The organism is Nocardia barduliensis (assembly GCF_013315795.1).
GTDB lineage: Bacteria > Actinomycetota > Actinomycetes > Mycobacteriales > Mycobacteriaceae > Nocardia > Nocardia barduliensis.
Genome location: NZ_JABLTE010000134.1, coordinates 1 through 17,689 on the forward strand (window position 1 = coordinate 1; position 17,689 = coordinate 17,689).

A 17,689-nucleotide genomic window follows, 5' to 3' on the forward strand; every position below is an offset into this window, starting at 1 on the left:
AGAACGCCGTGATCGGGCACCCCGCGGTCGCCGAGGCCGCCGTGATCGGCGTGCCGGACGAGAAGTGGGACGAGCGCCCGCTGGTGGCGATCGTGCTCGCCGAGGGCGCCGAGGCCGAGCCGGAGGAACTGCGCGAGTTCCTGGCCGACAAGTTCGCGAAATGGCAGTTGCCGGAACGCTGGACGTTCATCGCCGAGGTACCCAAGACCAGCGTGGGCAAGTTCGACAAGAAGCGGCTGCGCAGCCAGTACACCGACGGCAACCTGGACATCACCGCGCTCACCTGATGTTTCCGCTCAGCAAAAGCCTTTGGCGTGCTTGCCCGCTCGAACTATCGTGCCCCATCCGGAGCTGCTGCCCGGATCGGAGTACGGTACCGCTTCGGCAACGTCGCCGGCCTCGCGGTGAAAGACGTTGCAGCGGTGAAGTTGAAGCGGGTGGGCTTCCGACACTTGTACGCGGAAGGAGCCGGGCAGCATGCTAGATGACGAATGGCTCCTCTCCGAGGGAGACATACATGTCCGGGTATGGATGGCTGGCCTGGTCTTCGACTATGCGGTGGCTTCGACCGCCGCTCGCCGCGTCGTTCGCGACTGGCAGAAAAGACATTGGTGCACGATCGAATTCCTTCGCGACACGGCTGAAGGGCTGCGCCTACTCCCTCGCATGCCATGCGAGCGGTTGTTCCTCGGACAGTGAGCTGTCCAATGACGTCGCAACCCGGCGACCGAGCAAAGCATAGCTTCGTGAAGAAGTAAGGGACTGCCGTCGATCCACTACCACCGGCCATACGGCCGCGCTGGTCCGGGCGCCCGACAAGGTGCGCCCGCAGGGGAGCGAGTGCCCGACCGCGCGGAGTACATCGCGGGCTTCGTCGCTTGGGCGCGCACGCACAGAATCAGCACGAGAGTCCGTGTCCGGTTACAGGCTTCCCCTGCGCCGGTGATCACTCTCGACGCCGACGAGCAGCTGCACTGCCTGCGCGAACTGCTCGACACGGAATCCACACTGCCACTTGATATCCGAGTCGCCGGCGCACTGATCATGCTCTACGGTCCGACGACGTCGCAGATCCACCGGCTCGATGCCACACACATCACCGGCTGCGGGGAGAAATGGTTCCTCGCCATCGGGCGCCGCCCCTTGCTGCTGCCGCCACCGTTGGCGCGGATGCTGCGCGGCCTGGCCGACCAGCCGCGCCGCTGTTCCCCACTAACCGTGGTGTGCACGCGCCGATCTCCGCTGGCACGCTGACCAAGAAGCTCAACGCGCATGGCATTGCCGTACGCGCCGAACGTAACAGCGCGATGCTGGCCCTGGCCTGCGACCTGCCCGGACCGATTCTCGCCGCGCGGCACTGGAGCCACTACCTGCACGCACACAACGAGCAGGCCACAACCGCAACCCCTGGCTAGCCGCTACGCAGGCACAAGCCCGGTCGTTCCCCGCGACCGGGGACTGTGGGTCTACCGTGGTCCCGCAGGTGCGTCGAGCTCGCGCCCACACCCCATTTCGGGGCGGTGGTTTCGGGACTGTCTCGCTAAGGGTGTTTCCGGCGGTTTCTCTCAGTAGGTTCGGGCGTCGGGCCAGCGGTCGGCGAAGGTGATCGCGAACGCGTCGACCGCAGGCTTCCAGCGCATCGTCCATCGTGCCCGACCGGCGCCGGTCGGGTCGAGCGAACGAGTCACCAGATACAGGCATTTCAGCGCCCGCTTGCTCGGTGGGGAAATGTCCTCGGGCCTTGATCGCGCGCCGGTAGGGGGCATTCAGTGACTCGATCGCGTTCGTCGAGCAGATCACCCGCCTGATCTCGATGTCGTAGTCGAGGAACGGAATGAACTCCTCCCAAGAGCTCTCCCAAAGCCGCACGATCGCACCATATTTCGTTGCCCACTTCTCGGTCAGTTCATCATCCAACGCCGCGCGAGCAGCCTCGGCGTTCACTGCGGTGTAGATCGGTTTCACGTCCCGTTTGAGCGCGTCCCAGTGCTGGCGTCCGGCCAGCCGGAAGGTGTTGCGGATCAAATGGATGATGCAGACTCCCGCTGTCAACTGGCAGGCTGCCAGCGGGGTCGGAGAGGGTTGGATTTGTTGGCATGGCTGTGGCCCGCGTGACGTCGTGGACACGCGGGTTGGTGAAGGTAGCGGTCAGGCCGCTGTGGCGCTGGAGTGTTTTTCTGGGTTGTAGATGGTGTTGTCCTGCCAGCAGCGCCAGAGCACCCGCGCCCAGCGGGCCCCGACACCACGCAGAGCGCGGTATTTGCCGTGGCCACGGGCCCGAGCCTGCTCATAGGCGGTGGCGGCCCAGTCGGTCTCGCGGGTGGAGACGAAAGCCCACCAGTCGATGGCGTGACGCATTCGATGGTTGCAGGCGTAACGGAACCGGACCTGATGCATGCGCCCAGAGGCGCGAGTGACTGGCGCCAGGCCGGCCTCGGCGAGCAGGACCCGTGCGTCCGGGTAGTGGGAGCGGTCGTCACCCATCTCGGCGATCAATGTCGCCGCGACGACCGGCCCGATGCCCGGGAAGCTCAGAAAGATCGGCGCATCCGGGTGAACATCGAGAAGTTGATCGATCCGTTTGTTGCAAACCCGAATGTGCTGGTTCAGCAACCGCAGCTGCGAGGCGAACAGTTGCGCGGTGAACTGCTTGCCCGCGGTGGTGCCCTCTGATGCCGCCAGCAGGTGCGGCTGGATCCGTTCCACGAGCTGGTCGGCTGGAACTCGGCCCGTGTAGCCGTGTCGGCGGCAGAACGCGTCCATCCGCTTGTCTCCGACGCGAGCGGCCTGCGCGGGTGTCGGGTAATCGGCGAGGAAATCCAGGGTGATATCCCGGTCGAGTGTCGAGAACAGGTGCAACGGCGCAGGGTGATACGTGTCGAGGACAGCACGCAACTGTGACTCGACGCTGCGCTGAGACAAGATGATTCGCTCTCGGTCACGGATCACCGCCTTGAGCTCGGCGGTATCCCGCGACAGCAGCGGCAACGGCCGCCAATGCGTGTGCTCATGACGGAGGGTGTCGGCCAGGACGAACGCATCGAAGGCGTCGGACTTGGTCGCTGACAGCCGATAGCGTTCCCGGGCTCGGGCTGAAATCTTCGGCGACACACAGTAAACCGGAAGGCCGCTTAGCTGCAGGTGCTCGACCAGCAGCCCCTCACCGCGTTCGATCGCGATCCGGATACCGGGAATGTCGAGTAGGTCATCGAGTTCGGCGAACCCGCCGACGTCGTGTCCGACCCGCTTCTGAACGATCAGCTTGCCAGCATGGTCAACCAGACATATTTGATGACGTGTTCCGCCCCAGTCGATTCCCGCGAACACAGACTGTTCGACTGGGCTGGGGCCGGTGACGTGGACCAACGATGCTCCTGAAAGAAGTATTTCGGCCACCGCTCGGCCGGCTTCCCCGGAACCTCATCTCGGCGCTCGAAGCGCTACTCCCGCTGGCCGATGTGAAGCCCGCCACCACCCCGACCCGACAGGTCTGCATCTGGACCTCGAAGGTTGCACGTCTGCATAGGTCGTGACCGGGGTGGTGCCAGTGACCGCCGGGACCATCCCGGCGACAGCATTGTGGACGGATGAGGTCTGCACCGTGGCCAGCGGCCACAATCGGGGACGTCACCAAGATGTCGTCGATTCCAGCGCTGAACAGAGCCTCGGCCTCACCGACTTTGGCTACGCAGATGTCAACCGCGCCGGCGGCGAGTTGCAAGCGGGCGAGATCTGCGGACTTGTGGGTCTTGGCGTGCGGTCGTAGCGCGACACCGGCATCACGGCAGATCTCGGCCGCTCGCTCGAGGTTGCCGCGCAGCGCGGCGAGGTCGATGATCGCGGCTGGAGTGGGGATGGCATGACGCGAGCCGGGTATCGCGAGCAGATCCAGCGCCTGCCGGATCGCCGGCCACTCGGCCGATGCGCCGAGCCGGGTCCGGGGATTGGTGGCGGTGCTCATCGGGCGGCGATTTCGCTCAGATGCTCGAAGCCCGCCGCGGCCGCCATCTCCGGCAAGCGGACAATCCTTCCGCCGCGGCCCCATCGACCTTCGGGCACCTCATTGAAGGTCACCGAGGTGACCAGCCTCTTTCCGTCCAAGCCGGTCGCGGTGTCCCGTGCGGCACGTTCGAGATCGGCGGCGAACCTGTCCCGCCGGACCGGGTCGAGAACGCCTTCGCCGGCGGTGAATTCCACGAGCACCAGCGCGACCACCTGGTCTGAGGGAAATCCGCCGCAATAGGTGCGACCGGTTCGGATCTCGTCGTGCACGGCAACCGAACGCAGCCGCGTCTCAGGAGTGTCGGGAATGGATTCCGCGCGCCAGCTCGCTTCGGTGAGCCGGGCCACCAGCGCGTCGATGGCAGCGGGGGTGAAAGCCCCCGCCGAGGTGCGGATATGCAGAAGAGGCATGCGACCCACGCTAGAAATCCTCCACCCGGCACGGAAGTGGCAGGATTGACGATAAATTGGCTATTCTTGCCACGTGCTTGCCATTGATGTGCTGGTGGTGCCCGGTTCCGGGCCGGTGGGCGTGGCCGCCACGGTCGACCTCGCCGAGGCACTCAGTCGCAGCCACGCCATGGCGCACGAACCCGCGGTGGACGTCCGGATCGTGGGCGGCGCCAACGGCAGGATCGATTTGCGCGGTGGGCTGTCGGTACCCGCCACGCCCTTGTCCGAGACCGGTCCGGCGCGCCCGTGGGTCGTGGTTCCCGGGATAGGCGATTCCGGAGCCACCGAGATCGAACGCCGCCTCGGCGAGCACGATGTGCGCGCGGCGGCCCAATGGCTTGCCGACGCGGATTCGTCCCGCATCGCAGCCTCCTGCACCGGCACCTTCCTCGCCGCCGAGGCGGGCGTACTGGCCGGCCGGAACGTGACCACGACCTGGTGGCTGGCCGGCTTGTTCGCCCGCCGGTACCCGGCCTGCCACGTGGACGCCGACCAGATGCTGGTCCACGACGGACCGGTGATCACCGCTGGCGCCGCGCTGGGTCATGTGGACCTGCTGCTCGCGATCATCGAAGAAGCGTTCGGGTCCGCCACCGCCCAGACCGTCGCGTCCAGAATTGCAGTGGCACCCCGCATTTCGCAGACGCCGTTCCGGCGCAGCGCCGTCTATCGCGAGGTCGACCCGGATCTGGCCACCGTCGAAAAGTTCGTGCTCGAGCGACTCGACCGCCCGATCCGCCTGACCGAACTCGCCACAGCCACCCACCTTTCCACGCGGACATTGGCCCGCCGGATACATGCGACGACCGGACTGTCACCGATCCAGTTCGTACAGCGGATCAAAGTGGAAGCCGCACTCGATCTCCTGCGCGACCCGAGCCGCAGCGTCGCCGAGGTCGCACAAGCGATCGGACTCGCCGATGCCTCCACCCTCAACCGGCTCCTGCGCCGGACCACCGGACACCCACCCGGCACCTTCCGGTCCGCCGGACACCCAGCACCATCCCGTATCTGACGGCGCCGCTCATTGAGGTTCCCCCGCATTGTTGGAGGGCGGATTACCAGCTTTCGGCTGGAACGGGGTGATGGTAGCTGGCTTCGAACTCGTCGGGTGATCTCCAGCCGAGCTTTTTCTGGATGCGTTGGGTGTTGTACCAGCCGTCGAGGTCGGAGAACAAGGCGTTCTCGGCCTCGTCGCGGGTCCGCCACGACCGGCGGTAGACCAGTTCGGTCTTCAGGGTGGAGAAGAAGTTCTCCATCAGCGCGTTATCGTAGGAATCCCCGACCGATCCCATGGATTGCGCAATTCCGTTGTCAGCCAACCGGTTCGCGAAGCGGATAGCGGTGTAGGTCGATCCCCTGTCGGAGTGGTGGATCAACTCGCCATCCCGGACATCTCGGCTCCAGACCGCGTACTCCAGCGCGCCGAGCACCAGCTCGGTGTCGCAGCGGTCGGAGGTCTTCCACCCGACGATCCGGTTGGAGAACGCATCCCGCACCGCGGCCAGCCAGAACGCGCCCTGCCCACACGGGCTGCGCGTGGCGTCGGCCACCCCCAGCCGGTTCGGTCGATCCGCAGTGAAGATGCGTTCGACCAGGTCCGGCGCCGGCGCTGCCCGCGGATCTTGTCGTGTGGATCCGATCCGCCACCGTTTCCGCAGAAATGCGCCCTGCAACCCGGCGCCGCGCATCACCCGTTCCACCCGTTTGCGGCCGACCGAGATCCCGCGCCGTGCCAGCATCGCGTGCACACGGGGAGAGCCGTAAGTGCCGCCGGAGCTGGTATGGATATCGACGATCTCGACCAGCAACTCCTCGTCGGCGATCTGCCGCGCCGAGGACCGCTCGAGGCGGTTGCACCACCAGTAATAGGTTGACGAGGCGATACCCAGCACCCGCAATACGAGCTCGACCGGGTGCCGGCTGTCCATCACAAAACCGCACGATCACCTCCGGGTCTGGCCGAGCTCCGAGGCGAAATACGCACTCGCAGACCGCAGAATGTCGTTCACACGCTCCAATTCGGCCACCTGTTTACGCAGCCGCTTGTTTTCCTCGGCCAGATCAGCGGACGCCGGTTCCGGTCGCTGGCCGGTATCGGCCTGGCGGATCCAGTTCCGCAGCACCTCGTGATGCACCCCGAGCTGCTGGGCGAGCTTACGGATCGTCGGTTTCGGGTCCGACTCCAGATACAAGCGAACCGCTCGAGCTTCAACTCGTCCGGATACTTCTTCGGTGCTGCCACGCGGGACTCCTTCCCGGCCCTAGCGGACCATGCTCAGAGCCCTCCAAGGAAACGGGGTAACCTCAGTCCGCGGCCATCGCCGCCGAGTTGCCCGAATCCACGGTGATCACCGACTGCGGCGCCAACTTCCGCCTCACCGACTCGAGGGCCTAGAAGATTCATCGTTGAGCCATCCACCAGTTCCCACCAGCCGCCCGCCCCTTGCCCGCTGCGGATGCCTTCGCGGACACCCGCATGGAAGAAACGCTGCCGCTGGTTCTTGAACCTGGGGACCAAGCGCTTTCCGGTTGAGAGGGCGTTCCGAGCTCGGACAGAACCCTATTCCCGACCGATCGAACCGCCCGCCCGTGTCAGCGCCTCCGCTTTTGACCGACTAACTACGCAAATTTGCGGATCTGCGGTGTCCGGACCATCTCAGGGGCCCTAAAATGAACGCATCCTCTGCAAATTTGCAGAGGATGCATGACAAAACGTGTCCGGAGGGGGAGTCGTACACCGGAATTGCAGCAGCTGTGCACAGCTATTGTGCACATGCCATCACCATACACATTTTTCTCGTTTTTGGCCTCCTTCGGACACGTCCACGAGGCAGACGCCCGCTGCTGAAGATTTGCCTAAGTGCGTTGCGCTGCAATGGGTATGAGGGAAGTACTCGGTTTCGGCGGATAGGTCGCGACGCTCCAAGGACCGAGATACCGTGCGGAGCGTATTTCTCTGCTCGGGCGTCGATTCGGGGGGATCCTCGCTGGAATGCGGTGCGCAATCTTGTTTACTCGCCACGCGTAAAGCATTGCGTCCGGTCATGGTGCCCGTCAATGCTTGGAAGATACCCAGTTTGGGTGCATTTACCTCGCGGCCTGAACCCATCGACCCCGCGGGTCAACCAAAGCCGGTGCAGTCAATGCTAAGTCCCTCCCAAGGGGTTTGCGCCACTCGGACCGGCGCCGTGAGCCCGCCAGCCGGTCCACGGTGTGCCCGCCGGCCACAGCCAGACGATGGCGTATCTGCTGGCGTCGGCGGCGCTGCACCGAGCCGACGAGCAGGCATACGAGCTCGACCAAGCCGCCGCCGACGCCGCGATGGGTCGCACCGACGCCCAGACCGACATCGACAGCGCGCGGACGATGGCCGAAGCCCAGCTCACCCGGTTCAGCTGGGACTCCGGCCGCGAATCGACCATGGAGGTCTTGACCGCCGCGATCGTGGGCGCTACGACCAGCAACTAGCGGAGGTGGCCACGCGCCGCGTGAACGAGCTGACTAGCCACTACGCGGGCACCTTCGGCGTGGTCAACGACGTCGAGGGGAACAATGTCAGCATCGACCCGGATTTCGATGCGCAGTGGTGGCAGCGGTTCACCGAGGCCAGCGTCGTGTACGACCGCCAGGCCGCCGCTGTGGACGTCCTGTCGGCGCGGGCTCTGGACGCCTGGGTGATGGAGGCGGTGATGGCCTGGCACGGCGAGCCGCCCACCCCAGCCAGTGCCGAGATGTACCTGGCCACCGAGAAGTCCCGCCGCGCACAGCTGTCGGCCGCTCTCACCGGCGCCGGAGCCTCGAACACGATCCGGTCCGGGGTAATTCGTCGTCGACTACCTGCGCGGGGACGTCAGCGGCGCCGATCTGACGGACACGCCAGTCCTGGTCAACCCCGCGTACGAGGTTTATCGCGCTGCGACGCTAATTCATGTAGGAGTGCCGATGCAACACCACCTCGCCACCTTGGAATAGTCGAGTCGTTGCCAGTTGTGACGCGGAGATCTACTAGAGGTTGGGTGAGAACGACCTGAGTCCCTGTGTCGTCGTCGTGAATGACATGCATTCGTTCCGACCACGCGACTTTGACAACCACATGCTCATCCACCACGAACGCTACCGAGAATTCATCAATAGGCTCTACCTGCACCAATTTATCTTCGCTGAGGCTCACGTCAGCATAGCGCCCATAGTGCGGCCTAATCACCGCTGGAATGCAACTCAGCTCTCCGTTGATGTATTCCTCGGCAGTGTCAGAATAGGGGAACATGTAGCCGACGGAGTCTTCGAATGTCCCGAACCAGACATCTGAAATGGTGTCAACTTCGTAGGTATGCGCTATAGCATAGACGATCCAGGTGCCGTTGGCCGAGACGAAAGCGTCAGATATTCCAGTAACTTGATCGACAGAAAACTCTACCTTCAATTCGTACACCGTCTCGACGGCCGCCTTCCAGATCGCCCCATCTAGGAGGATGGGGATCTTCTCGATCAATTCACTCCACGCGACTCGTTGCACCGCATCCATTGCGACGCGCCGGGCCGCACGGAGGCTGTGCAGGCAGCGCACCTCGGCTTCTTCCAGTTTTGTTGAGATGGCACGGTCACCAGACACTGCGACAACCGAAGGAAATCGCCGTGCCGCAGACACGACTACGCGATAAGATATGTAGTCGACGGCGCAAGTTTGAACGTCAGATTTTTCCCAGCTGGCGGCACTGAGTGTATCTGTGCCAGTAGGCGCTGCTTTATACTGCAGATTTGTCGGCTCTATTATGTTGGCACCAACTTCTTCCAATTGCCCACGAAGGCGTTCTATCGCTTTGGCCCGCGTTATATGACCGGAACGAGCGAGGCCTTCGGCGAGGAAGGGCTCTACATCTACGAACTTACGCATTGCATGTGCGACTAGTTCATTTAGGACGGGCTCAGGAATGCCGACCTTGACACCAAGCCTATACAGATCCTTGAGGACGGCCAGATCTTCCAAACTCACCCGCCCATACGGAAACGCGTTCGCGTCAAGGAAGGCGGAGAGGCGCATTCCCGTCCGCGGCAGGACTCACGGTAGGTCGCTTAGTTGCCATTCTGGGAGTCTAGCCTGAAGACAAGTCCTCATGGTGGTAATGTATTGTGCAGCAACAACTTACACTGCGATCGCAACCAGAACGCGGCGGGTCTGAACAGCGACTACGTCTACCTCAAACCGCACCTACAGGGTTCGTTCAAGCTGTCCACCGACCCGCTATTCGTGGAGAAAGTGGTGGATGTCGTTGGCCTGTACCACAATCCGCCCGAGAAGGCGATAGTGCTGTGCGTCGACGAGAAAAGCCAGATCCAGGCCCTCGACAGGTCGCAGCCGGTGCTGCCGATAACCATGGGCACGCCCGAACGCCGCACCCATGACTACCTGCGCCACGGCATCACCAGCCTGTTCGCCGCGTTCAACATCGCCGACGGCACCGTCATCACCGAACTCCACCGCCGCCACCGCGCCGCCGAGTTCAAGAAACTCCTGGTCACCATCGACAAGGCCGTGCCCCGCGAACTCGACGTCCACCTGGTCTGCGACAACTACGCCACCCACAACACCGCCGAAATCAAGACCTGGCTGGCCCGGCATCCCCGCTTCCACATCCACTTCACCCCCACCGGATCGAGCTGGATGAACCAGGTCGAACGCTGGTTCGGCCTGCTCACCGACAAACTCATCCGCCGCGGCGTCCACACCTCCGTCAAGGCCCTCGAAGACGACATCACCGACTGGACCCAGACCTGGAACGACAACCCCCGCCCCTTCCGCTGGACCAAGACCGCCGACGAGATCCTCAAATCCCTCGCCGACTACCTCGTCAAAATCAACCCGCCAGCCCCCAAAACAAAACAGTAACTTACTAGCCTAATTTCAGGCGCGACACACTAGGTAGCGGCCAAAGCACCGGATCTCGGGCCTCCTGGACCCTATGTGCCTGATAGGGGACGAGAACGTCCACGGGACTCCACCGAAGTTCCACGGGAGTTCGGGACATCCTTTCGTGGATCTGCGACGATTGTTTATGACCACGAAGCTCTGGAGGAGGCTATGATGCCCGGCGATTTCACGACGGCGCCTCCGCCGACGGTCGTGGACGGACTGGTCGCCGTGCCTATCCACGTCGAGGGTCTACGCGCACACGTGAGGCTTGACGGATCCACCTCCACGGCCCAGGTTGATGCCACAATGATGTACGTCGTGGGACCTGCCGCTGGGAGCCCGATCTTCGATCTCCGTCAGGAGATCGATCGATGCTGGCTCGACGACGGCGTGGTCGAGCCGGATCTGGTACGTCCGCGCGATGTCGGCGAGGGCCTCTTCGGTTCGATTCGGGTTCTGCAGGCAGTCCAGGCTGCCGGATCAAGCCACACGCTTCGGTTCCAATACCGTCTGTGTACACCACGGTCCCAGCTCGACGGCGCCTACCCTCCCGCACTGGAGTGGCGTGCGGGGCCGCGCCTACAGTGGTCGTTCGGCATGGCGGATCTTTACGCTGGGCGGTACCTTGAGGCCTGGTTGCCATCGAATCTGCAATTCGACCAGTTCCCGATCGCGCTGACGATCCGGGTCGCCGGAACGGTTGTCCCCCACGCCGTCATCAGCAATGGCACGGTCGTGGCAATCGACAACAACGCCTGGTCGGTCCAGTTTCCGTCGTGGTTCACGTCGATGTCGCCGATGCTGGAAGTCCGCGCCGTCGACACGGTTGAACAGGCATCGGCGACTGTGCAACTGCGGTCTTCGTCGGTCGTGGTCGAAGCCTGGAAACTCGTCACCGATCCTACGTCGCTTGACGAACAGCTCGACCGCATCGCAATGTTGTTGGCGGGCAATGAAGCAAACTTCGGAGCGTATCCGGGTGACCGCTTCGTGTGCTTTCTACATGGCGCTTCGGGCGGCATGGAGTATGCGCTTGGAGCCACAACATCGGTCGCAGCGCTTCGGCATGAGGTCTTACACTCGTGGTTCGCCCGAGGGTTGTCGCCTGCTTCGCAGGCTGACGCTTGGTCGGATGAGGCATTTGCTCGACTCAACGACGACATGCCCGACCGAACTCAGCGTTTCGACTATCGTGAGCGTGCCGTCGAACTATGCTCGCGGCGACCGTTTCAGCGGCGGACGACCCCGAACAGCTACACCGACGGCAGCCGTTTCTTCCGTGGGGTGGCGGCCTCTGTCGGTGCCGATCGGTTGCGCGTCCTGATGCGTGAGTTGTATGAGTCCCGTGTCCGTAGAACGGTATCGACACCACAGCTGGAGTCACATCTGATCACCCGCTCAGGCGATGTCACCCTCGTCGACGCGTTTCACCGGTTCGTCTACGGCTTCGACGATCCAACGCCGAGCCCACGGCTATGGTTACGCAACACCGTCGATCACGACTACTTCGACGTCTGGACCGTGGCGCATTCGGATTCGCCGGACCTATGGCTCACGCACACCAACGACGCCGGGAGCAGCCACCAGCCGCTGCGGCCGTGCGCGGACAACTGGCTTCACGCGCGCGTCCACAATCATCGGACAGGGGGTGAATGCCGCCATTTCGTCGTGACGTTCGCCGTTGCCAATGCGAACGATCGTCCCTTCTGCTATCCGGACGACTTCATTCCCTGCCATGCTGCTGCGGTGGGCTTCCAGCTGAACCCCGGTAGTTCCCAAGTTGTCTCGGCTCGATGGCCTGCCGACGCGATACCGACCGGCGGTGGTGAGCTGTCGCTGCTGGCAGCCGTTCACGCGCGCCGCTGCCATCCTTCGGCATCGTCACATGTCTGGAACCAGGTGATCCTCGCGCAGAAGAACCTCACCTGATCTGCCGCCTGCGTGTACTCAGGGAGGCGTCCGCGCCGATTCGTCCCACCAATTCAGCGGAAGGCAGCAAGCCGAGTTCGTTCCACAGAAGGGTCGCGAACGCATCGAGTTGCCGCCGCGCCTCGGACAGGTTCCCTTCGGATATGTGTACCTCGATCAACTTCGTCTGAGCCGATTCGCGCAGAGGCTCCTCAGCAACCACCGCCAACAGTACGTCGATCGCCGCGGCGAACCGGCCCGCCTCGCACAACTGAACCGCCGCAGCTTCCAGCGCATGCAGCCGAAGTTGCCGCAACTGTTCGCGTGCAAGTAGCAACCAGGCTTCATCCCAGCCGGGCAGCAGCTCGACTGTTGGCGACAACAGCTCGGCGGGATCGGTGCATCCTTTGATCCGGTGTGACAGGATTTGCTCTGCGCAGCACCGGATACGGTGCACGTCGACGTCCACCGTATCCCCGAGCCCTACCCTGTCGCCCCCAGCCAAGACCAGATCCGGACTCGCTCGCCGAATCCGCCACAATGCCGTGCGAAGGCTGGCCCGCGATCGGTCCAATGGCGAGTCGGACCATAGACGCTCTGCCAGGGCACACCGGTCGCAATCAGGTTCGGAGATCTTGTCCAGCGAGAGGTACGCCAACACCCGCCGGGCATGCAGCGGCAGTGCGACCGTCACGGTACCGATCCGCAACGAAAAGCCACCGAGTAGGGCGAGCATGGGCCTGGCGCCGACGGCGTTAGCGAGATTGTCCGACGAAGGCATCATCTGACCTTCCTTCTCGTCATCCGCTACGACGTGCACTCAGATCCTCGGGTATCGCCGTGGCTTGAGCGTCAACGGTTCGTTAACGCGACGCAATGCGTCGTTGACGGCGCCTGCAACGGGCGGGTACGACCTTGAGTGCATGACCGAGGACGAGGCCAGGGTCATCGTGGTCCGCGCGTGGCGTGACATCGATCGCTCCATCATCCGCGTCATCGTGGGCGCCGGCGTCACGACGGCCGCGCGGCAGTGGGCATTCTCCGACGTTGCTGAAGCGTGCAAACAGATCGAAGCGGTGCTGCACGAACTCGATGACGACCCGCCCGATGAGGCGCGCCGGGATACGGCTCGTTGACGCCGTCGTAGACGACCGGTGTCGATCATCGAACTCGACACACTTCTCTCGGAGGTGGGAACAGTGCAGACCGACACGTATACCTCACCGTTCGCGGGCTTATCACCGATCGCCGAGGCCAGCGGTCCCGGCGACGTCGAGACGGCATCGGACGCTGGCGAATCTCCTTTCGAAGGAGTTTACTTCGTCGAATCGCCGTTCGGCGAGGTCGACGCCGAAGCCGACGCCGAAGCAGCGGCGGCGCAGGACTTCTTGGAGTCGCTGCACGACGAGGAGTTCGAGGACGCGATCGAGCAGTTACTCGACGAAGGCGCGGCCTACCTGCTCGCCGACTCCACACAATGGTCGGAGACGGCGACGGAGACGAATGCCCGGGAAGTGCTCGAGGAGTGGATGTCGCCGCTGGCCTCCGAATGGGAGCGGGCAGTCGACAGCCTCGCGGCCGGGCTTGAGAACGTAGACATGACCGGCATGAGCGAGCATGAGATTGACGAACTGATCGATTCGCTCGACACGCCGGAGGCGCTTGGTGTCGAAGGGTTCGACCACTTCCTGGGGAAATTGTGGCGCAAGGCGAAGCGGTTCGTCAAATCTAAGGTCAAGCAGGCGCTCAAGTTCGTCAAGAACCCCGTCAAGGGCGTGATCGACGTCGCGAAGTCCGGACTGAAGACGATCGGCAAGGGCGTGAAGGCGCTCGGCAAGTTTGTGATCGGGCCGATACTCGACAAGCTTAAGCGTATCGGACTCAAGCTTCTGAAGGGCGTGATCGCCAAGCTCATCAGGCCGTTGAGCCGCGCGCTTCCCGCGTCGGTGCGACCGGCCGTGCAGATCCTGATGACGAAGCTCGGCATCGGCGAGGCCGCCGACGGCGAATCCGGCGCGGAGGAGACCACCGACGGCGAGACGGGAACGGTGTCGGATCTCGCCGTAGCGTTCGATGCCGAACTGACCTCGCTCTTCTTCGCCAGCGCGGCCGACGAGGCGGATGCCGAGGAGCCGGAGGTTTCCGACACTGAGGCCGACCCGGTGGCGCAGCTCGATCAGGCCCGCGCGCTGTTGGCCACCCAACTGGCCACCCATGAGGGCAGCGAACCTCCGGTCGCCGAGATCGAACAGTTCATGCCGGCAATACTCGCGATCCGTCCGCTGCTCAAACTGGGGCTGACCGTCACCGGCGCGAGAGGCAAACTGATCAAGCTTATCGCCTCGCCGCTGGCGAATCTGATCAAGAAGTGGGTCGGGCCGGAGGCGGCGCGGATCATCGCGCGCGCGGCGGTGGGTGTCGGATTCAGTGCTCTCGGGCTCGAGGCCGGCCCCGAACAGGAGCAGACGGTCGCCGGTGAGGCGCTGGCCTCGGCTGTCGAGGCGACCGTCTTGCAAACCCTCGATGAGCTGTCCGACGAGGCACTCGAAGACCCGCTGCAAGTCAGCGCCGCGGTACAGCGAGCGTTCGCGGAGGCTGCGGCGGCGTATCTGCCAGATCCGATCCTGCGCGCCGACCTGCCCGAACGCGAGACTGCGGGCGAAGGCGGATTCTGGGTGCTCATGCCCCGCGCGGTGGCGCCGCGTTACCGCTTCCGCAAATACACCAGGGTCTTCGCGGCACCGATCCCGCGTCAGATCGCGCGCGCGGTTCCGTGGTCCGACGGCGGCACCCTCGAGTCGTATCTGCTCGACCGCGGCGTCGACCGGTGGCCCATACACGCCGAGATCGATCTGTACGAGACGATTCCCGGCACACTGCCCGGCCACTTCACCCGCGACGAGTCGCTTCCCGCCGACGAGATGCCGCTCGGCGACGAATTCCAACCGCTGACTCCCGAGGCGGCGGGGCTGCTGCTGCGCGAACCGGCGCTCGGGCGTCGAACTGCCCCGGTGGGCCGGAGACGGCATCGGCCGGTTCCCGGCCGCCGATACTTCCGCGTGCGCACCGGGAGGTTGCCTGCCAAACGCAGCCGCCGACCTCGCAGGCTGTTCACGGTTCGCCTCGATCCGACCAGTAAACAGCTCCGGATCGCGATCCGGCTGTCCGAACGCCGTGCCCGGATGATTCTCGCGCGGATGCAGCGATCGGCCCCGTCTGGGCAGCGCGATTTGCCGGCGGTTCTCACTGCGCTGCGACAGATCTTTCTGCCCAAGCTGCAGTACCGGGTCGCCCGTCGCCTGGTGAGGTCGTCTCTGGTTCCCGATCCGCTGACGGCAACCCAGCTCGCGGGCTCGATCGCCGCCGCGACGAGTACCGCCATCGCCACGTTCCTGGCGCAGAAAGCTAGCCAGTTCGCGTCGGCGGTCGGCGACCCGGCGGACGGGGTCACTATCGCGGTCACGTTCAGCGGGTTGGGCGCAGATCTGGGGCAGGAGCTGAGGCCCGAGGTCGCCGTACATCCAGGGTTACAGCATGTCTGACGAATTCGCTACGGAAACGGCCGCACTCGGCACGGAGGTGCGGCACTGGCGGCGCGCATGTGCCGGTCTGGGCGACCTCGAGGTCGCCGCCTCGGTGCAGGCATGGAAGGCATTGGAGTCCTATTTGGGTCTGTCGGTCCGCTCCAATCTCGCGGCGCTCGTGAAGCGTTTGGCCGCGCGGGCCGACCGGATCTGGTTCACGTTGAGCGCCGTGCAGACACCCACCGACCTGAAGTCTGTTCGGGCCGATCTGCTCGATCTGCGTCGCCGGTACCGGCGTGCCGAAGCCGTGGTCGATTTCTTCGGAGACGCCGTCAATACCAGGACCACCCCGCGGACCGGTGCCGTCCTCCGTGGCCTCGACGCGCTTGCCGTGCACAGCATGGACCAGGTGCTGCGTCCGCTCGGGATCGACACTCCCCCGGTGTTGACCTACCTCGACAAGGGCATGGGAGCCTCGATCCTGCGGGCGGGAGCGCGGCTGTGGGACTCGTCGCTGTCGCCCGCCGCCGCTATCAAGATCACCAGACACAATCTGTGGCAGCCGACGTCGCTGGTGCACGAAACCGGCCATCAGGTTGCGCATCTGACCGGCTGGACCGCCGAACTCGGTACGGCGCTGCGGACATCACTGGCACAACACGACCAGCTGGCCGCCGAGGCCTGGCAGAGCTGGGCGAGCGAGGTCGCAGCCGACACGTATGCCTTCTGCCTGCTCGGCTACGCCCCGGTCCCGGCACTGGCGACAGTCGTCGACGGGCCCACCAGGACAGTGTTCCGCATGCCCCTCGGGGATCCGCACCCGTTCGCGTTGCTACGAGTTCTGTTCAACGTCGCATTGTGCCGATCGTGGTTTCGCGACGGCCCGTGGGACGCGCTCGGCGCCCGATGGATCGCCAGGCATTCACTCGCGAAAGCCCCCTCGGATGTTGCGGCCATCACGTCGGCAAGCCTGGCCAGGCTCGGAACCATCGTCGATGTCTGTACGCGGCGACCGATGGCGGCCTTCAACGGTGTGTCTCTGTCGACCCTGGCCGATCCGAGACGAGTGGCTCCGCAGGAGCTCGAGCGCTTTGCCGACCGTGCCGGACCGTCGCTGTACACGTCGAGTTATCTGCAACGCATCGAACCGATGCGGATTCTCGCGCTCACGGTGCTGCGCAACCTGGAGGCTCCCGCAGCGCCGACGAGCATGGAGACATGGCTTCGACGCGTCGGCGGCGACCGGTCCGAGGCCGCGTGAACGAAGAGATTGGAGACCGACGATGACCGGATCACAACAGGAACCCGAGGCGGCGGCGACGAAGCCATTGACATGGGCAGACCTCCAGGATCTCACCGCCGCCTGCAGCAGACTCAGCAAATCCGAACACACAAAGCCGTGCGATCCGGAGGAGGAGCCAGCAGGCGGAAGCGTGGAGAACGCACTCAAGCTGTCGGAGTTTTCGGCGCTGGTCTATTTGCTGCGGACGCATGGTTCGGTGGTCGGGGAACCGACCCAGGAACTACCGGTCGAGGTGACGGCCGACGGCATGCTGAAGTTTCCTGCGGCAAAGCCACCGGCGTTCGCGAAGTCGGTGGTCTGTGTCCGCATCGGCGGCGTCGACGACGCGGACCCAATCGCCATCCCCTGCCCGCTGGAACTGATTCCAGTGACAACGGACCCGCAGACCGTCGTTGCGGTGCGATTGAGGGACGGAAGAGGCAATGTTCAACTCGTCAGCTTCGTGACGAACAACTATGTCGCCGACAAACCCGCCCCGTGCTCCGACGGGCAGCACTAGCGTACACCGCATTCCGCGAAGAAGCGCTGAAAAGGAAGAAGCACGCGCCATGTTCCGGACACTCGCCCAGTTGTTGAACCCCCAGC

17 protein-coding genes and 3 pseudogenes are annotated in these 17,689 nt (G+C 64.2%); 11 read left to right on the top strand and 9 right to left on the bottom strand.

The genetic code is table 11. The annotated features are described in order from the left end of the window. From HOV91_RS34275 to HOV91_RS34285, 3 genes are all read left to right on the top strand, one after another. A partial coding sequence (locus HOV91_RS34275; protein WP_438822719.1) for an AMP-binding enzyme occupies window positions 1-287 on the top strand: 287 nt, incomplete at its 5' end. 655 nt (window positions 288-942) lie between these two features. Beyond that, entirely contained in the window at window positions 943-1,254 is a 312-nt protein-coding gene (locus HOV91_RS34280; RefSeq protein WP_174189421.1) for a hypothetical protein, read from the top strand. Next, the gene (locus HOV91_RS34285) at window positions 1,224-1,415 is read left to right on the top strand and encodes a hypothetical protein (protein ID WP_174189422.1); all 192 of its coding nucleotides are present in this window, start codon (window positions 1,224-1,226) and stop codon (window positions 1,413-1,415) included. The genes HOV91_RS34280 and HOV91_RS34285 overlap by 31 nt, the downstream gene beginning before the upstream one ends. A 150-nt stretch (window positions 1,416-1,565) precedes the next feature. Here the strand turns inward: HOV91_RS34285 and HOV91_RS34290 are convergent. The 4 genes and pseudogenes from HOV91_RS34290 to HOV91_RS34310 all read right to left on the bottom strand — a co-directional run. Beyond that, window positions 1,566-2,070, bottom strand: a pseudogene (locus HOV91_RS34290) (transposase); the annotation flags it as partial. A gap of 78 nt (window positions 2,071-2,148) precedes the next feature. Further along, window positions 2,149-3,366 (bottom strand): IS110 family RNA-guided transposase, encoded by a 1,218-nt coding sequence (locus tag HOV91_RS34295; RefSeq protein ID WP_217441453.1) that lies wholly within the window; start codon window positions 3,364-3,366, stop codon window positions 2,149-2,151. Beyond that, window positions 3,275-4,045 carry an alanine racemase gene (locus HOV91_RS40315; protein WP_312884880.1) on the bottom strand — a complete coding sequence of 257 codons (771 nt, stop codon included), beginning with the start codon at window positions 4,043-4,045 and terminating at the stop codon, window positions 3,275-3,277. The genes HOV91_RS34295 and HOV91_RS40315 overlap by 92 nt, the downstream gene beginning before the upstream one ends. After that, on the bottom strand, window positions 3,958-4,413 hold the full coding sequence (locus tag HOV91_RS34310; protein ID WP_174189423.1) for a hypothetical protein: 456 nt from the start codon (window positions 4,411-4,413) through the stop codon (window positions 3,958-3,960). The genes HOV91_RS40315 and HOV91_RS34310 overlap by 88 nt, the downstream gene beginning before the upstream one ends. Before the next feature lie 73 nt (window positions 4,414-4,486). Between HOV91_RS34310 and HOV91_RS34315 the strand changes: the two genes are divergently transcribed. Next, window positions 4,487-5,470 carry a GlxA family transcriptional regulator gene (locus HOV91_RS34315; protein WP_312884881.1) on the top strand — a complete coding sequence of 328 codons (984 nt, stop codon included), beginning with the start codon at window positions 4,487-4,489 and terminating at the stop codon, window positions 5,468-5,470. A gap of 43 nt (window positions 5,471-5,513) precedes the next feature. Here the strand turns inward: HOV91_RS34315 and HOV91_RS34320 are convergent, their stop codons facing one another. Further along, complete coding sequence (locus tag HOV91_RS34320; protein WP_174189424.1) at window positions 5,514-6,386, bottom strand: IS3 family transposase; 873 nt, start codon at window positions 6,384-6,386, stop codon at window positions 5,514-5,516. Window positions 6,387-6,401: 15 nt separating this feature from the next. Beyond that, window positions 6,402-6,656 (bottom strand): annotated as a pseudogene (locus HOV91_RS34325) (transposase); the annotation flags it as partial. 1,039 nt (window positions 6,657-7,695) lie between these two features. Between HOV91_RS34325 and HOV91_RS34330 the strand changes: the two are divergent. Further along, on the top strand, window positions 7,696-7,926 hold the full coding sequence (locus HOV91_RS34330; RefSeq protein ID WP_174189426.1) for a hypothetical protein: 231 nt from the start codon (window positions 7,696-7,698) through the stop codon (window positions 7,924-7,926). A 40-nt stretch (window positions 7,927-7,966) separates the two neighbouring features. Here the strand turns inward: HOV91_RS34330 and HOV91_RS34335 are convergent, their stop codons facing one another. Together HOV91_RS34335 and HOV91_RS34340 are read right to left on the bottom strand one after the other, a co-directional pair. Next, complete coding sequence (locus tag HOV91_RS34335; RefSeq protein WP_174189427.1) at window positions 7,967-8,203, bottom strand: hypothetical protein; 237 nt, start codon at window positions 8,201-8,203, stop codon at window positions 7,967-7,969. Window positions 8,204-8,344: 141 nt separating this feature from the next. Then, window positions 8,345-9,451, bottom strand: coding sequence for a hypothetical protein (locus HOV91_RS34340; RefSeq protein ID WP_174189428.1), 1,107 nt, complete (start codon window positions 9,449-9,451; stop codon window positions 8,345-8,347). 204 nt (window positions 9,452-9,655) lie between these two features. Between HOV91_RS34340 and HOV91_RS34345 the strand changes: the two are divergent. Together HOV91_RS34345 and HOV91_RS34350 are read left to right on the top strand one after the other, a co-directional pair. Next, window positions 9,656-10,345: pseudogene (locus tag HOV91_RS34345) on the top strand (IS630 family transposase); the annotation flags it as partial. 330 nt (window positions 10,346-10,675) lie between these two features. Further along, window positions 10,676-12,298 (top strand): M1 aminopeptidase family protein, encoded by a 1,623-nt coding sequence (locus HOV91_RS34350; protein ID WP_174189429.1) that lies wholly within the window; start codon window positions 10,676-10,678, stop codon window positions 12,296-12,298. Here HOV91_RS34350 and HOV91_RS34355 read toward each other — a convergent pair. Continuing rightward, on the bottom strand, window positions 12,291-13,097 hold the full coding sequence (locus tag HOV91_RS34355) for an AfsR/SARP family transcriptional regulator (protein ID WP_312884882.1): 807 nt from the start codon (window positions 13,095-13,097) through the stop codon (window positions 12,291-12,293). The two genes, HOV91_RS34350 and HOV91_RS34355, sit on opposite strands and share 8 nt — an antisense overlap. A gap of 103 nt (window positions 13,098-13,200) precedes the next feature. Here HOV91_RS34355 and HOV91_RS34360 point away from each other — a divergent pair, with 103 nt between their 5' ends. From HOV91_RS34360 to HOV91_RS34375, 4 genes are read left to right on the top strand one after another with little or no spacing between them, the layout of a single operon-like run. Next, window positions 13,201-13,413, top strand: coding sequence for a hypothetical protein (locus tag HOV91_RS34360; protein ID WP_174189430.1), 213 nt, complete (start codon window positions 13,201-13,203; stop codon window positions 13,411-13,413). A gap of 18 nt (window positions 13,414-13,431) precedes the next feature. Beyond that, entirely contained in the window at window positions 13,432-15,819 is a 2,388-nt protein-coding gene (locus HOV91_RS34365) for a hypothetical protein (RefSeq protein ID WP_174189431.1), read from the top strand. Continuing rightward, window positions 15,812-17,062: a hypothetical protein gene (locus HOV91_RS34370; RefSeq protein WP_174189432.1), complete on the top strand. Its 1,251-nt coding sequence runs from the start codon at window positions 15,812-15,814 to the stop codon at window positions 17,060-17,062. The genes HOV91_RS34365 and HOV91_RS34370 overlap by 8 nt, the downstream gene beginning before the upstream one ends. Window positions 17,063-17,084: 22 nt before the next feature. Further along, window positions 17,085-17,603: a hypothetical protein gene (locus tag HOV91_RS34375; RefSeq protein ID WP_174189433.1), complete on the top strand. Its 519-nt coding sequence runs from the start codon at window positions 17,085-17,087 to the stop codon at window positions 17,601-17,603. Window positions 17,604-17,689: the final 86 nt, after the last annotated feature.

Coding starts and splice junctions, on each gene's coding strand:
- HOV91_RS40315 (WP_312884880.1), bottom strand. CDS start 4,045: ATGGGGCCGCGGCGGAAGGATTGTCCGCTTGCCGGAGATGGCGGCCGC.
- HOV91_RS34310 (WP_174189423.1), bottom strand. CDS start 4,413: ATGCCTCTTCTGCATATCCGCACCTCGGCGGGGGCTTTCACCCCCGCT.
- HOV91_RS34320 (WP_174189424.1), bottom strand. CDS start 6,386: ATGGACAGCCGGCACCCGGTCGAGCTCGTATTGCGGGTGCTGGGTATC.
- HOV91_RS34330 (WP_174189426.1), top strand. CDS start 7,696: ATGGCGTATCTGCTGGCGTCGGCGGCGCTGCACCGAGCCGACGAGCAG.
- HOV91_RS34350 (WP_174189429.1), top strand. CDS start 10,676: ATGATGTACGTCGTGGGACCTGCCGCTGGGAGCCCGATCTTCGATCTC.
- HOV91_RS34360 (WP_174189430.1), top strand. CDS start 13,201: ATGACCGAGGACGAGGCCAGGGTCATCGTGGTCCGCGCGTGGCGTGAC.
- HOV91_RS34370 (WP_174189432.1), top strand. CDS start 15,812: ATGTCTGACGAATTCGCTACGGAAACGGCCGCACTCGGCACGGAGGTG.
- HOV91_RS34375 (WP_174189433.1), top strand. CDS start 17,085: ATGACCGGATCACAACAGGAACCCGAGGCGGCGGCGACGAAGCCATTG.